The sequence below is a fragment of the Peribacillus sp. TH16 genome (assembly GCF_016651095.1).
GTDB lineage: Bacteria > Bacillota > Bacilli > Bacillales > DSM-1321 > Peribacillus > Peribacillus butanolivorans.
Genome location: NZ_JAEKEM010000009.1, coordinates 505,703 through 521,746, shown reverse-complemented (window position 1 = coordinate 521,746; position 16,044 = coordinate 505,703). Strand labels below are relative to the sequence as shown.

Genomic DNA, 16,044 nt, shown 5'->3' with positions numbered 1-16,044 from the left:
AATGAATATGGAATTATACTCCTTTATATATGTTTAAAAGGAGAATAATTTGATGATTCGACGTTTTGCTTCATATTACCTGCCACATAAGCGGTTATTCATTATTGATTTCTTCAGTGCAGTGGTTGTTGCTGTGCTTGAACTTGCTTTTCCGCTAGCTGTTCAATGGTTTATAGATACACTGTTGCCGGGGGACGATTGGTCGGCAATTGTTTCTGTGAGTGCGGGCTTATTACTTCTCTATATTATTAGTACATTCTTGCAGTTTATCGTAGGTTACTGGGGGCATAAACTGGGGATTAATATCGAAACTGATATGCGCGAAGAGCTATTTGAACATGTTCAAAAACAGTCTTTTAGATTTTTCGATAACACAAAAACTGGCCATATCATGAGCCGAATCACGAATGATTTGTTTGATATCGGAGAACTAGCACACCATGGTCCCGAAGATTTATTCATTGCTATTATGACCTTTATTGGAGCTTTTTGGATTATGTTGACGATCAATGTGAAGTTGGCGCTCATATCCGTTTGTATATTGCCATTCCTTGTTTTGCTAATTGTTATAAGTAATTTAAAGATGAATAAAGCATGGAAGCAAATGTACAAAGAAGTTGCAGATGTTAATGCACGTGTGGAAGACAGCGTCTCAGGTGTTAGGGTCGTTCAGTCTTTTACTAATGAAACATATGAAATGGAACGATTTTCGACGAATAATCGCAGATTCCGTAAGGCGAAGTTACTTGGATATAAGGTAATGTCCTTCAGCTTATCAGGCATTTACATGATGACAAGGTTTATGACACTCGCAGTGTTAGTAATGGGTGCTTGGCTTACTTTTCATGGACAGCTCTCATATGGGGAACTAGTCGCGTTTGTCTTATATGTGAACGTTTTATTTAAGCCAATCGATAAAATCAGTGCGTTGATGGAAATATATCCGAAAGGGATGGCTGGATTTAAGCGTTTTACTGAACTTCTGGATATAGAGCCAGATGTCGAGGATAAAAAGAATGCATTTGCCGTTAATGCTCTTTTAGGTGATATTTCTTTTAATGATGTCACTTTTAATTATGAAGACAAAAAAACTGTTTTAAAAGGCATTGATTTGAATATCAAAGCTGGTGAAACCATTGCTTTTGTAGGTCCATCCGGAGCTGGAAAAACGACTATCTGTTCGTTAATCCCTAGATTCTATGATGTTATTTCCGGTTCAATTTCTATTGATGGAATTGATATTCGAGAGATGACAAAAAAATCACTACGGTCACAAATAGGCATAGTCCAGCAAGATGTGTTTCTTTTTACAGGAACATTAAAAGAGAATATCTCATACGGATTGCTTAATGCAACGCATGAACAAATTCAAGAAGCAGCAAGAAAAGCCCATCTAGAGGCTTTCATTGAAGGATTACCAGAAGGATATGAAACTCAAATAGGTGAGCGAGGTTTAAAGTTATCGGGAGGACAGAAACAAAGAATTGCAATCGCCAGGATGTTCTTAAAAAATCCGCCGATATTAATTCTCGATGAGGCAACATCTGCGCTTGATACTGAAACCGAAAGAATCATCCAGCAGGCACTTACCGAACTTGCTGAAAATAGAACTACACTCATTATCGCCCACCGATTAGCAACGATTCGAAACGCCGACAAAATTATTGTTGTTACAGAAGAAGGAATTGCTGAAGAGGGCCGCCATGAAGACTTACTTAAGCAAGGTGGTATCTTTGCTAATCTGCATAAATTACAATTTCAAAAATAATAGTGATCTAAAGCTACATGTCCATTCATTGAGGATATGTAGCTTTTTTAATTTATTTGAATTATTCCTCAGTTATTGAAGTAATTTTAATTAATGATAACAAAGTTGCGGGAAAAAAGTTCTATTTTATTTAAAATTCATGAAAATTATCACTTAATCCGTTATTATATAAGTAATAAAGAATGGTTTGAGGGGCTGTTATACATTCATTATAGTATAAAAGTAACGGTTTCTTAGTTGCTTTCTTTGCAAGGGAAATATAAATTTTTACTATATAAACATGTAGGGGTGCGTTGATTGGTTACGGATATCATTAAAAGAATGGAAGATTTCATGAATGAAATGGAGGGAAAATGGGGGGCAATGGATAAAGAGTTTGATAAAGTACAATTTCAGGAGGATATCTCAAAAAGGTTCCAAACAACTTTATACACCCTTAAGGACTCACTTTTTATGCAAGAGCAAATCGAAATTGAAAAATGGAAGAATCATGTGCAGAAACAATTGGAAGGATGATAGCTTGCTCAAATATCAAGATTTATTTAAAGAAGAATCTCCCGCAAGTAAAAAAAGCATCAGTAATCTCTTTGAATAAAAGGGGTTACTGATGCTTTTTGATTTGCTTTATAGGCCTAAGATTAAGGCCATATCGAAAGTAGCGGAAACTTCATCAAGTTGCTGAGCATTGTTGCATACCTAAAAGAGAAACTGACTTTTCGATATTAGTGCTTAAAAAACGTAAAGTATCATGCGTTAAGTGTTAAGTAACCGGAACCCTGAATTCAGAAGGCAAGATTAACTATTAAAATGGCTTCATCAAAAATCCGGCGATTAAGCATGAGAGCTATCGTAAAATATAAAAAGTTCAAGAAAACTCCGTCCATGTCAGATTCATTGGAATAGTGCGAAGGAAGGTGAAGTTAAGTACCTCCGAATGTCACCATAATGAAAAATAAAAGAATGGATCGATAAATCGTAACTTACTAACAGGTATAGGAATACTTTTTTGAATCGATAAGGCTAGGAGGATGCCGATAATCCCCGATAGCTCTATATATTATGAAAAATTATCATAATGTCAATCTCCGCCAAAATTAACTCGGGGGGAGGTCCGAATGCGAGAATAATTACCAGACATACCCTATAGTAACCCATTACCTCTCCAAGACGCTTAGGTCGAAAGAGGTTTAAACGATTGTCAAAACATGTGTTCTGGATGTTCCCCAGCCTACATTCTGAATATACCAAAACTTCATCTTTTTAGAAACATGGGATTCTGCTAGAGAATTGATTGATGCTATGGACAACAAAAATAACGTCAAGAAGGTTTCTGTTAAAGAGAGTAGGAAAGAGCGACTTTAATGTCGACTAATCAATGTCTTAAGAAATCTTAAAAATATCCTAATATAGAAAAAATGAAACTTCTATTCATTCATTCTTCAAATGGTTTAAATATTTATTGTTTAATTAATTTAGTGAAATTTCCAGAATGTTGTTATTCCCCCTGTGAGTAAAAATCTTTGTGCTTGGGCTCAGTTGAAATAACTTCCTCCACCGAACCGAAAATGACAGATAGGGCAACAGAATTATGCTTTTATTTCCTTTAGGATATGTTTAAATATAGACTAGAAAGAAGAGTATCTATTGTATTTTGTTAAGTTGTTAAAAAAATCAAAAAATGGTTTGACAAGGATAAAAACAGAAGCTTATAATCAACGTAAGTTCTAATTTTGAAACCGAGTTTTACATTATAGAACACATTTAATCTACATTTTAATACTGAAGAAAAACTCAGGTCTAAAAATTGCAGAAATAATTAAAAAAGGTATTTATTGGTAAATGATCTTCCTTTATCCGGTTAAAACAAAACGGAGTTTTATATTATAAAACAAAATTCTGTGAAACTAACAAGAAATAGTAAGGGGAAGTTCTTAATATCAGTCTATAATGATAACGCTTACAAAAACTATAGGGGGTGTTTTAAATGAAAAAAAGAAAGTTTTATGGATTTGCCACAAGCGTAACTCTTGCTGGGGTATTACTTCTTTCAGGATGTGGAAGTGAGGGAGAAAAGACTAGCGGTGGGATTGAAAAGAAAACCATTAAAGTTGCACATTATTTTGCTGAAGATCATCCTCAAAATATTGCATTAAAAGAAAAATTCAAAACACAGGTTGAAAAGGAAAGCAATGGAGAATTAGAGGTCCAAATTTATGCTAACAGTACATTAGGAGCGGAAAAAGAATTTTATGATGGTGTCAGAAACGGAACAATCGAAATGGGTATCCCAGGTCTAATAATGCAGGCTGACATTCCTAAAATGGGGGTTCCTGAATGGCCATTCCTATTTAGAGATTTCGAACATGTAAAATCGGTACTGAATGGCCCGATCGGTGAAGAATTGACAGCTGACCTAAATCCAAAACATGGAGTAACACCACTAGCATGGAGTGCAAATGGATTTAGAATGTTTTCGAGCAATCGTACGATAGAAAGTATGGATGACTTTGATGGTCTTCGACTTAGAATGCCCAACATTCCAAACTACATAAAACTAGGTGAATCGCTCGGAACAAACGTTAGTCCACTGCCTATTTCTGAAGTATTTACTGCTCTTGAACAAAAGGTAGTAGATGCTCAAGAAAACCCTATTGCTACTCTTAGATCCTCAGGATGGAATGAAGTACAAAGTGATGTACTAGAATCAAAGCATATGTTTAGCCCTAATATTTACATTATTAATAGCAAATTCTTTAACGGTTTGACTAAGGAACAACAAAAGATTATTGAAACAGCAGCAAAAGAAGCAGCAGCATATGAGTTTGAATTACTGGAACAAAGCTATGAAGATGATAAAAAATTCCTCCAGGATAATGGAATCAAATTTACTACGCCTGACGAAAGATTTACCCAAGAAATGGTAGAGGCGTCTCAACCTGTATATGATGAAGTCTTTGCAGAAAATGATTGGGCAAAAGAGCTAGTTGGAAAAATTAAAGCAGAATAAAGCAAGGTCATAGGAAGGGGGAGATGTAAAGATGAGTAAAATATCCAGACTATTAGAAAATACTTTGAACATTGTTATGGCTGCTGCATTAGCGATCATGGTTGTTCTCGTCTTTGGCAATGTAGTTCTTCGATATTTCTTTAATTCAGGTATCACTTGGTCAGAAGAAATGTCAAGGTACCTTTTTATCTGGCTGACGTTCCTCGGTGCCATTGGTGCTTATAAAAACAAAGAACACTTGGGTGTTGACATGGTCATTAAAAGGCTTCCAAATAAGATGAAAAAAGTGGTGCTCGTTATTAGTGATTTGATGATATTGTTTGTCCTTCTCCTTGTCCTGGATGGTAGCTGGAAAATGACTTTGATTAACATTGATAGTACAGCGCCTGCTACTGGTATGCCATTAGCATTTGTATATGGGACAGGTATCCTTGTTAGTGTTTCCATGGGTTTATTGATCATTAACAATTTATATAGGATCTTTTTCAATAAGATTAAGGACGAAGAATTAGTCAGTATTAGTGAGTCTGAAGAGCTAATCTCTCTCCATGGTGATGAATTTATAACAGAAGGAATTATAGAAGGGAAGGAGGAGAAACAAGGATGATAGGTGTATTTGTCGGATCTTTACTAGGAGCAATGTCTTTGGGAATGCCTATTGCTTTTGCCTTACTCGTAAGTAGCGTAGTGTTAATGTACGCTCTTGGTATTTTTGACAGTCAAATCATCGCGCAAAACTTAATCAGTGGTGCTGATAATTTCCCACTCATGGCGATTCCGTTCTTTATGTTGGCGGGGGAGGCAATGAATCGGGGTGGATTGTCACGGCGTATCGTTGAGATGGCAATGTCTATGGTTGGGCATATCAAAGGAGGACTTGGCTATGTTGCAATAATTGCGAGTGTATTATTTGCAAGTTTATCAGGTTCAGCCGTTGCTGATACAGCAGCTCTTGGTGCTATCTTAATACCAATGATGACAAAAGCAGGCTATAATGTGAACCGTTCAAGCGGGTTGATAGCATCTGGTGGAATTATTGCCCCAATCATCCCACCGAGTATTGGTTTTATTATTTTCGGTGTAGCCAGTGGTGTGTCCATTACAAAGCTATTTATGGCAGGGATCGTTCCGGGGATTCTGCTTGCGGTCGGACTTACTATTACCTGGGCCATTATAGCACGCAAAGATAATGTAGCCATTAAACCTCGTGCCTCTATAAAAGAAATACTTATTTCACTTCGTCAAGGGATATGGGCTCTATTCCTACCCGTCATTATCATTGGGGGATTGAAATTCGGATTATTTACACCGACTGAAGCTGCAGTCGTGGCTGCAGTGTACGCAATATTTGTCGGTCTAGTAATCTATCGTGAAATGAAAGTGACAGATTTGTACGATGTCTTTGTTCATGCCGGAAAAATGACAAGTGTGGTCATGTTTCTGGTCGCAGCAGCACTCGTGTCATCTTGGCTGATTACTGTAGCTGATTTACCTGGTCAGGTAATTGGCTTGTTGGAACCATTTTTGGATCATCCACTCCTTCTATTAATAATGATTAACTTGCTAGTTATTGTAGTTGGAACAGCGATGGATATGACGCCGACGATCCTAATTCTCACACCTGTTTTGATGCCGCTAGTTGAAGCAGCAGGAATTGACCCAGTATACTTTGGTGTCCTGTTTATCCTGAATAATGCCATTGGTTTGCTTACACCACCGGTTGGAACCGTTTTAAATGTCATGTGTGGGATAAGTAAAATCAGTATGGAAGACATCATGAAAGGGATATGGCCTTTCTTGCTCGTTGAAGTAATTGTTTTGATTTTGTTAATCTTGTTCCCATCCTTAGTGTTAGCCCCCCTAGGATGGTTTACATCCTAATGGAATGAAACCAGTAATTGGATTTGTATGCTCAGAGTTATAACATTTTAGGAGGAAATATGATGAATAATTGGCTTAAGCGTTTGGCAGCTGGTGTGATTTTGCCAGGAATATTACTTTTAAGTGCTTGTGGAAGTGCACAAAATGAAAGCGCTACAACAGACGGTATCCAGGAAAGAACAATCAAAGCAGGTATCGGAAATAGTAAAATGCACCCACAAGGGCAGGGGATGGTCAAATTTAAAGAACTGCTTGAAGAAAAAAGTGGAGGGAAAATGAAAGTCCAAAACTTCTTTGATGCCACCCTTGGAGATGATCAAAAAATGACAGAAGCTCTTCAAGGAGGCTTACAGGAAGTAACAGTTCCTTCAACTTCTCCACTTGTGGGGATGATAAAGGAATTTGGAATCTATGACTTTCCATTTGTCTTTAATAATGAAGAAGAAGCCTATTCAGTACTTGATGGTGCTATAGGTAAAAAGCTTTTGGATAAATTACCGGAACATGATTTAGTAGGTCTGGGATATTGGGAAAACGGCTTCCGAAACTTAACAAACAGCAAACACCCAGTTGTAACAGCTGATGATTTCAAGGGCCTTAAGATACGTACTATGCAGAATGAAGTGCACTTAGATGCATTTTCAAAGTTAGGGGCTAATCCATCTCCCATGGCTTTCTCTGAAGTATTCACCGCATTAGAAACAGGCACTGTTGATGGTCAAGAGAATCCTCTCGCGACAATTCAAACGCAAAAATACAATGAAGTACAAGGCTACTTAAGCCTTACAAAGCATGTTTATACACCATTTGTATTCCTTGTCAGCAAAAAGTTCTGGGATGACTTATCGGAAGAAGAACAAAAAATCATGAGTGAGGCTGCACAAGAGGCTGGAGAGTACCAACGGGCACTTAATAGAAAGGAAAATGAGAAAGCACTTAAATATCTAGAAGAAGAAGGAATGAAAATCAACGAAGTAAAGCCGGAAGAAATGGCAAAAATGAAGGAAGTTATTCAACCAGTGACGGACAAGTTTGCCCAAAAATTCGGCCCGGATCTTGTTGAAGAAATGATGACCGAAGTTGAAAAAGTGCGCGGTAATTAAACAGCACTGCAGTATGGAGGAATGATAATGAATATTATCACTGAGCTTTTACGAGAAATTCAATTACCGAAAATGGTCAAAGTGCGGCAGGTATTTCATGCACCTCAACTCGCTGATGTAGCGGGTGAGGTGCAAAAGGCGATAAAAGAAGCTGGGGTCTTATCAAGAATAATTGAAAATGACAATGTGGCTATTGCTGTAGGAAGCAGGGGGCTAGCAGATCTCCCTATATTGGTAAGAGAAACAGCAGCTGCAGTTAAGAATGCAGGAGGCAATCCATTTATTGTACCTGCAATGGGGAGCCATGGCGGAGCAACAGCGGAAGGGCAAATTGACGTGTTGCATCAGCTGGGTGTGACAGAAGAAGTGGTTGGAGCGCCAATAAGGTCTTCAATGGAAGTGGTGAAACTGGATGAGTTGCCTAATGGGCTCCCTATATATATCGATAAATTTGCCTATGAATCGGACAAAATTATAGTCATTAATCGGATAAAACCACACACTGCATTTCGTGGGCCGGTTGAAAGTGGTCTAATGAAAATGATCACAATTGGTTTAGGTAAACAAAAAGGAGCCGAAGCAGCTCATGCATATAGTTTTAAGTATATGGCTGAGCATGTACCTGAGATGGCGAAAATTTCCTTATCGAAAGCTCCGATTATATTCGGCATTGCGACTATTGAGAATGCCTACGATAAACCTGCGAAAATCGTAGCTGTACCGGCGGAGGATTTAGAAAAGGTTGAGCCGGGACTGTTGATAGAAGCGAAATCGTTAATGCCAAAGATTCATTTCGATAAGATGGATGTACTTATTGTAAATGAACTAGGAAAAGACATTTCCGGAGATGGAATGGATCCAAACATAACGGGCAACTTCGCCACTCCTTATGCTTCTGGCGGTCCAGAAGTTAAACGGACCGTTGTCCTTGGACTTACCGAGAAAACTCATGGGAATGCAAACGGCATCGGTATGGCTGATATGACGACGAAAGCGGTCATGAATGAAATTGAATGGGAAAAAGGGTATGCCAATGCACTCACAAGCACCGTGACAGATGTTGTAAAGCTCCCTATGTTTTTAGATACTCAGGAATTGGCTGTAAAAGCTGCAATTAAAACGTGCAATGCCTTCGATTTAAATCAAGTAAGAGTCGTAAGAATAAAAAATACACTTGAGATCGGTGAAATTTGGATTTCTGAAAGCATGATGGAAGAGGCTGAAAGAAATAGCAAGTTAGAAATCTTGTCAGAATTAGAAGACTTGGTTTTAGACTAATAGATACCCTTCTTTATTTCTTTTAATAGATTTCATTTGAAAATAGTGAAAAGGAGTGCTTTAAATGACTCACCTATATCCGCTCATTGATAACGAAGTTAACCCTTACCGAGATAACGTACAGGGAAAAGCAAATGAACCGATTACGGTCGCGGGTCTGCTTGACCGCTCCAAATTGACACTTGGTTCTACCTATGAAGGTGGCAAGCCGGACTGGACGCTGGAAGAAATTTATATGCGGCTTGAAAGAAATGCGCCGCGTATTGCGATTATCGGCGGTTCATCCGATCACCCGGCGCACATTATGGATTACCAAACGTCCGCACGGGCAGCAATCCGCATCTGGCAAAATGGCGGTGTGCCGTTTCACTTCTCGACACCGGTAATGTGTGATGGAACTGCACAAAGCAATCAAGGGATGAGTTACTCACTGCAAAGCAGAAATGCGGTTGCACAAATGGTTGTCAATCAGCTTGAAGCTCACAGTTATCATGGTGCATTCGTTATTCAGGGGTGTGATAAACAGCCTCTTGGTGTTGTAAGCGCGCTTGCGCATGTCGACCGTGTGCGTCGCAACCGCGGTGAAGCGCCCTTTTTCGCGACATTCGCACCTGCTCACGTATTAGAAGGTGGTTCGATTCCTGCTGACGTGATAGAAGAATTGGAAGCACTGGCGAAAAAAGCCGAAAGTGAAGGTGCAGCTGATGTAGCCGTTGATTTACGAGATACGATGGCGTATATCTTGCAATGTTCATCGAATACTGCATTTCAGGGTGTATTCGAACGTGCATATGAACGTGGCATCTTGACGAAAGAACAGCATAAATATTTTGAAATGAGGCTTGCTGTAGCTACTTGTGATGGTCAGGGAGGCGTGTGTGCCTTTAACGGAACGGGCAATAGTTCACGTCATCTAGTTGCAGGCATGGGACTCGTTCATCCAGCAGTTGAGCTATTAACAGATCCACCATCACAGCGCCAGATTAACGCCGTGCTTGATAGCTTTTCTGTAATGATTAACGACGAGCGATACGGAGTGGCCAACATTGTCGCGGCGAATATTAAAAATGCAATACGCATTCACAGCGCTTCGGGTGGTTCTACGAACTTAATGATGCATATCGTAGCTGCCATGCTATATGCAGGATACAAATTCAGCTTATGGGATCTTGACCGCATTCACCATTTACATCCGATTCCTGATTTATTTGATTACAGCTTGACTGAAGGACGTGACATTTATTCACTTGCAATGCAGTGTTGCAGTGGCACAAGCCGTGGTATGGAAACGCTTGTTTACGAACTTATTGAAAATGGTGTACCAATGGATCAGGATGCGCCAACAGTCGCCGCAAAAACGTGGAAAGAACGTCTTGCGATTACACGCAGCCTTCAGGCAGTAAATGTAAAGAATAATCAAGTTATTTTATCCACTCCACGCCGTGGATTCAGCGGTGTAGATGTATTAAAAGGAAACTTTTTTGAAAGTGCTGTTGTGAAAATTAGCGGGATGCCGACACCGCAGCTTAATCAGTTCGATGATAAGCTAGCATTTGTTCTGTATTACGAAAATGAGGATGATGCCAATAGAAGCCTGCTTGATTCAAGCCTGCTCTCGAAAATAAAAGAGCAAAAGCTGTTCGAGCATGATCATCTTCTTGCGTCACTTAAATACAATAATGAGCCTGAATGGTCACGAATAAAAGATGCACCTTACGAGGAATTATTTGACGAGATGGCTGATCAAGGTACTTTGAAAATTGCCGTCATTATCGCAGGGCAAGGTCCCATTGCTTTCGGTATGCCAGAAATGTTTACACCGATGCAACATATTAATGCTAACCGTGTTATGAAAAAACTCGCAACAATCATTAGCGACGGCCGCTATTCGGGTGTCACTTACGGCGCCGCTATTGGTCATATGACCCCAGAAGCATATGAAGATGGAGGCATTGGTTTCCTCCAAACGGGTGATGTTGTTCACCTTCAGCTTCGCGAGGGCCGCATTGATTTTGTCGATGCCGCTCAACTTCTTACCGGAAAGGTTGTGCATGAGTTTGAGGATTATATAAAAGAAGAAAGACAATCATTGGTCACGGAACGTAAACAACGAATGAAAAATCGTCAAAAAATGGTTGCGGCCAGCAACCGGATGTATGGACATACAGATGCGGCAAATGGGGTTGTACCAATCGCCGTCGTAGAAGATGCTGTACTTGATTATGAACAGGATATTTTGCTTCTGGAAAAAAACATAGTAATAAAGTAAGGAACGCTCGTCATAAATCCGATAAAATAAAGAGAGACAGAAAATGAAGGAGTGAGGAACAATGCCTATCATCCAATCAGTGGAGCGCGCATTGAAAATATTGGATTTATTTGACGAGCGTGACAGGGAATTAACTATCACAGAAATAAGCAAACGAATGAATTTGCATAAAAGCACGGTTCATTCACTTTTAAAAACCTTACAGTTGCATCAATATATTTCACAAGGTGAAGAAAATGGCAAATACTCTCTAGGTTTAAAGCTATTAGAGAGGGGGAGCGTGGTGGTGACCCATCTCGATTTGCGTAATGTCGCAAGAAAGCATCTTGAATGGCTTTCCGAGACCACAAATTTAACGCTCCACCTCGTCATATTAGACGGGCAGGAAGGTGTATATATCGATAAAGTGGAAGGCAGAGGGGTTACGGTTTTGTATTCTCGCATTGGCCGCCGTGTCCCGATACATACAAGTGCAGTAGGTAAATCACTAGTGGCAACTAAAACCGATAGTGAACTAGATTTGCTCTTGGACGGCTATGTATATACAGGACCAACTGAAAGATCAATAAGGTCAAAAGAACAGTTCTTAGTTGAAATCGAAAAAGCACGTATTGCTGGGTATTCAATGGATAATGAAGAAAACGAACCAGGAATTTTCTGTCTGGCTGTGCCAATAAAAGATTATTCAGGCAAAGTAATAGCCGCTATGAGCGTATCGATGCCTTCATCGAAAGTAAATGAAGAAACACACGAGTATTATGTACGTATCTTAAAGGAATGCAGCAGTAAAATTTCGCAGGAGCTTGGATATGAATATCAAAAAATATAAAACGTGACTGCCATTTAGGAGGGACTAGCAAATGAGAATTATTCGCTATGTAAAAGAAAACGAGAAACAACTTGCTGCCGTGACAAACGAAAACAAGGTGGTGGATCTTCCGTTTATAGATTTTATGTCGTTGATTGAAACGGCACGTCAGAAAAACAAAACTGCGTTTGATATTGTAAAACAAATAGTTGCAGAAGAAGAAAAACAGCCATTAGAAGGTCTTAAATTAACAACGCCCATCGACGCACCAGAAGTATGGGCATCTGGTGTAACGTATAAAAAAAGCAAGGAAGCACGTAATTACGAAGCAACGCAAGGAAAGCTTGACCGCCAAACGTTCTATGACAAAGTTTATGATGCAGTGCGTCCCGAGATTTTCTTTAAATCGACTGCAGCAAGAACCGTAGGACCGAATGATCCAGTTTACTTACGTTCAGATTCACACTGGCAAATCCCGGAGCCAGAACTAGGTCTTGTCATCGACAAAGAAGGGACGATACTCGGATACATCGCAGGTAATGATATGAGCTGCAGGGACATTGAAGGTGAGAATCCACTTTATCTTCCACAGGCAAAAGTATGGAAAAATTCTTGCTCTATCGGACCGGCCATCTTATTAAAAGAGGCTGTTTCGGATCCATATGACCTTAAAATAATGTGCCGTATCTATCGAAATGAAGAAAAGGTATTTGACGGAGAAGCAAAAGTAAACCAACTGAAACGTACACTGGAAGAGCTTGTGGAGTTTTTAGTGTTAGATAACATTATTTTTGACGGAACAGTTCTGCTCACAGGTACATGTGTGGTTCCGCCGAATGAATTTACATTGTATGACAACGATCGGATTGAAATTGAAATTCCAGGCATTGGAATTTTGAATAACCCCGTCATCCAAAGTAATGCCGTACAAACAATTTAAGGAGTGACAAAATGAGCGAATATAAAACCCTGTATTTAAGTAAGGAAGATAGTGTAGCTGTTGCCTTATCTGAAATTCCTGAAAAGACATCAGTGGTTGTGAAAGTAGGTCAAGATGACCTCGCTGTAACCGTAACCATTCTTGAACCGATTCGCTTTGGTCATAAGTTCGCAGTTAAAGCGATCGAACATGGAGCAGACATCATTAAATACGGTGAAGTCATCGGTGCTGCCTCCGCTTTTATTCCTGCTGGAGCACACGTTCATGTACACAATTTAGAAGGCAAAAGAGGAAGGGGTGACAAGATTGCTGAATGAAAAAATGCAGTTTTGGGGCTACCGCCGTCAGGATGGACGCGTAGGTGTCCGGAATCATGTTCTGATTTTACCTACGATTACTTGCGCAACGCAAACAGCTCAGCGCGTAACAGAGCTGGTAAGCGGAACAGTCACATTTATTCACCAGCATGGCTGTGCGCAAGTAGGCACTGATTATGATCAAACGGCCAGAACTTATGCGGGAATGGGTATGAATCCAAATGTATACGGTGTCATTGTACTTGGCCTTGGCTGTGAAACACATCAGGCGCATCGAATTGGAGATGAGATTGCCAAATGCGGCAAACCAGTCGAAACGGTGTCGATTCAGGATCATGGCGGCACACTTCAAACCATTGCAGAAGTAGCTAAAATTGCAGTCAAAATGGTACAGGATGCCTCGATGGTACAACGAGAATTATGTGATTTTAGCGAGCTGATTGTCGGCACAGAATGCGGTGGGTCGGATGCATGCTCTGGATTATCGGCGAACCCGGCAGTCGGGCGTACGAGCGATTTGGTTGTCCAACAGGGGGGAACGGCTATTTTAGCAGAAACGACTGAACTCATCGGAGCAGAGCATTTGATAGCTAACCGGGCAGCAAACGACCAGGTAGCTAAAAAAGCTTATGCGGTTATTAAAATGATGGAAAACCGCTCGATTCAAATGGGCGTAGACATTCGCACCGGAAATCCAAGTCCGGGCAACATTGAGGGAGGTCTCAGCTCACTCGAAGAAAAATCACTAGGGGCTGCGACAAAATCAGGTACAACCCGGCTGGAGGAAGTCATTGATTATGCACAGGTACCGACGAAAAAAGGGCTCGTATGGATGGATACGCCTGGCCACGACATTGAGCAATTGACGGGCATGGTCGCAGGCGGTGCCCAAATCGTTCTCTTTACAAGTGGACGAGGCACGCCAACTGGTTCTCCGATTGCACCTGTTATTAAAATTTCAACGAATACGCCAATGTTTGAGCGGATGAATGAAAATATGGATTTAAATGCAGGTACGATTGTCGATGGTATAGAAACCGTTGATGAAGTGGGCCGGCGCATTATGGATGAAATTCAACACGTTTCAAACGGAAAACTCACAAAAGCAGAAATATTAAAGCAGCATGACTTTGGGATTTGGAGAATTGGACCAACATTTTAATTTAAAAAGGAGCCAAAAACAATGATATCAACTACATTTGCAACGAAAACATATAAAAATTTTATTAACAATGAGTGGGTAAACTCATCTTCTATGGAGACGATTAAAAGCATTAATCCGGCGGATAAAGAACCGGTTGGCTACGTTCAGAGCTCAACGGAAGATGACTTGAACAAAGCGGTAGTATCTGCGGATAAGGCGAAGAAAGCTTGGCGTAAGCTTGGACAGTCTGCACGTGGCCAACTTCTTTTCAAAACGGCCAATATCTTAGAAGAAAACCTCGATGAAATTGCTGAAACAATGACCCGCGAAATGGGTAAAACATTACCCGAAGCAAAAGGCGAAACGGCACGAGGTGTTGCGATCTTACGTTACTATGCAGGGGAAGGAATGCGCAAAGATGGCGATGTTATTCCATCATCTGATAAAGATGCCCTTATGTTTACAAAACGTACACCACTTGGTGTTGTCGGCGTTATCACGCCATGGAACTTCCCAGTTGCGATTCCCATATGGAAAATGGCTCCGGCCCTTGTATATGGCAATTCCATCGTGTGGAAACCTGCTACGGAGGGAGCTGTTACAGCAGCAAAAGTGATGGAATGCTTCACAAAAGCCGGCTTCCCAGAGGGTGTTGTGAACTTCATTACCGGTACAGGATCTATCATCGGCCAAGGACTCATCGATCATCCGCTTTTAAATGCAATCACATTTACCGGTTCTGAAAGTGTCGGGCAAGGTGTAGCGAAGTCAGCTTCCGCGCGTGGCATTAAATATCAGCTTGAAATGGGTGGCAAGAATCCAGTTATCGTGACGAAAGATGCGAACATCGATCAAGCAGTCGAAGCAGTCATCAGCGGTGGATTTCGTTCTTCTGGCCAAAAATGTACAGCTTCAAGTCGTGTGGTCGTTGAATCAAAAGTCTATGATGAATTTAAACAAAAACTTGTAGACGCAACTGCAAAAATTACCGTTGGCAATGGTCTACAAGAGGGTATTTGGATGGGTCCGTGTGCAAGCGAAAGCCAGTTTAATACGGTGAAAGAATACATTGAAAAAGGCAAGCAGGAAGGCGCAAAACTCATACATGGCGGAGAGATATTAACTGGCGGAGATTACGATAGGGGCTTTTTCATTACTCCAGCGATTTTTGAAGACGTCACGACGGATATGGTGATTGCACAGGAAGAAATTTTTGGACCAGTTATTGCACTTATAAAAGCAACCGATCTTGTCGAAGCAATTGACATGGCAAATAATACGAAATACGGATTGAGTGCATCGATCTTTACTTCAAATATTAGCTCAATTTTAGAATTCATCGATGAAATCGAAGTAGGGCTTGTCCGCATTAACGCAGAAAGCGCAGGCGTTGAGTTGCAAGCACCCTTCGGCGGCATGAAGGCATCAAGCACAGGTTCTCGAGAGCAAGGTGAAGCGGCGAAAGAATTTTATACAGCATTAAAAACGGTTTTTATTAAAGGTTCTTAACAAAAGAAAGAGAGGTTTTC

At 40.4% G+C, this 16,044-nt stretch carries 13 protein-coding genes; all 13 read left to right on the top strand.

Features of this window, described 5'->3' with window-relative positions; genetic code table 11:
• The first annotated feature begins 52 nt into the window (after nucleotides 1-52).
• The 13 genes from JFV29_RS16445 (at nucleotide 53) to gucD (ending at nucleotide 16,024) form a co-directional block, all read left to right on the top strand.
• Complete coding sequence (locus tag JFV29_RS16445; protein ID WP_201185276.1) at nucleotides 53-1,768, top strand: ABC transporter ATP-binding protein; 1,716 nt, start codon at nucleotides 53-55, stop codon at nucleotides 1,766-1,768.
• 297 nt (nucleotides 1,769-2,065) lie between these two features.
• Nucleotides 2,066-2,284, top strand: a complete 219-nt coding sequence (locus tag JFV29_RS16440) for a hypothetical protein (RefSeq protein ID WP_201185275.1) — start codon at nucleotides 2,066-2,068, stop codon at nucleotides 2,282-2,284.
• Between the two features lie 1,468 nt (nucleotides 2,285-3,752).
• The gene (locus JFV29_RS16435) at nucleotides 3,753-4,775 is read left to right on the top strand and encodes a TRAP transporter substrate-binding protein (protein WP_201185273.1); all 1,023 of its coding nucleotides are present in this window, start codon (nucleotides 3,753-3,755) and stop codon (nucleotides 4,773-4,775) included.
• 31 nt (nucleotides 4,776-4,806) lie between these two features.
• On the top strand, nucleotides 4,807-5,382 hold the full coding sequence (locus tag JFV29_RS16430; protein WP_201185271.1) for a TRAP transporter small permease: 576 nt from the start codon (nucleotides 4,807-4,809) through the stop codon (nucleotides 5,380-5,382).
• The gene (locus tag JFV29_RS16425) at nucleotides 5,379-6,656 is read left to right on the top strand and encodes a TRAP transporter large permease subunit (protein WP_201185269.1); all 1,278 of its coding nucleotides are present in this window, start codon (nucleotides 5,379-5,381) and stop codon (nucleotides 6,654-6,656) included. The genes JFV29_RS16430 and JFV29_RS16425 overlap by 4 nt, the downstream gene beginning before the upstream one ends.
• A 62-nt stretch (nucleotides 6,657-6,718) precedes the next feature.
• Nucleotides 6,719-7,759: a TRAP transporter substrate-binding protein gene (locus tag JFV29_RS16420; RefSeq protein ID WP_242486900.1), complete on the top strand. Its 1,041-nt coding sequence runs from the start codon at nucleotides 6,719-6,721 to the stop codon at nucleotides 7,757-7,759.
• 27 nt (nucleotides 7,760-7,786) lie between these two features.
• Nucleotides 7,787-9,037 (top strand): lactate racemase domain-containing protein, encoded by a 1,251-nt coding sequence (locus tag JFV29_RS16415; RefSeq protein WP_201185265.1) that lies wholly within the window; start codon nucleotides 7,787-7,789, stop codon nucleotides 9,035-9,037.
• Nucleotides 9,038-9,101: 64 nt separating this feature from the next.
• Entirely contained in the window at nucleotides 9,102-11,306 is a 2,205-nt protein-coding gene (locus JFV29_RS16410; protein WP_201185264.1) for a dihydroxy-acid dehydratase domain-containing protein, read from the top strand.
• Nucleotides 11,307-11,367: 61 nt separating this feature from the next.
• The gene (locus tag JFV29_RS16405; RefSeq protein WP_098176415.1) at nucleotides 11,368-12,135 is read left to right on the top strand and encodes an IclR family transcriptional regulator; all 768 of its coding nucleotides are present in this window, start codon (nucleotides 11,368-11,370) and stop codon (nucleotides 12,133-12,135) included.
• A 31-nt stretch (nucleotides 12,136-12,166) separates the two neighbouring features.
• A complete protein-coding gene (locus JFV29_RS16400) occupies nucleotides 12,167-13,054 on the top strand; it encodes a fumarylacetoacetate hydrolase family protein (RefSeq protein ID WP_098176416.1) in 888 nt (295 codons plus the stop codon).
• Between the two features lie 11 nt (nucleotides 13,055-13,065).
• Nucleotides 13,066-13,371 (top strand): UxaA family hydrolase, encoded by a 306-nt coding sequence (locus JFV29_RS16395; RefSeq protein ID WP_053346444.1) that lies wholly within the window; start codon nucleotides 13,066-13,068, stop codon nucleotides 13,369-13,371.
• A 4-nt stretch (nucleotides 13,372-13,375) separates the two neighbouring features.
• Complete coding sequence (locus tag JFV29_RS16390; protein WP_056520625.1) at nucleotides 13,376-14,533, top strand: UxaA family hydrolase; 1,158 nt, start codon at nucleotides 13,376-13,378, stop codon at nucleotides 14,531-14,533.
• Nucleotides 14,534-14,554: 21 nt separating this feature from the next.
• Nucleotides 14,555-16,024, top strand: coding sequence for an alpha-ketoglutaric semialdehyde dehydrogenase GucD (gene gucD / locus JFV29_RS16385; protein WP_201185263.1), 1,470 nt, complete (start codon nucleotides 14,555-14,557; stop codon nucleotides 16,022-16,024).
• Nucleotides 16,025-16,044 lie beyond the last annotated feature (20 nt).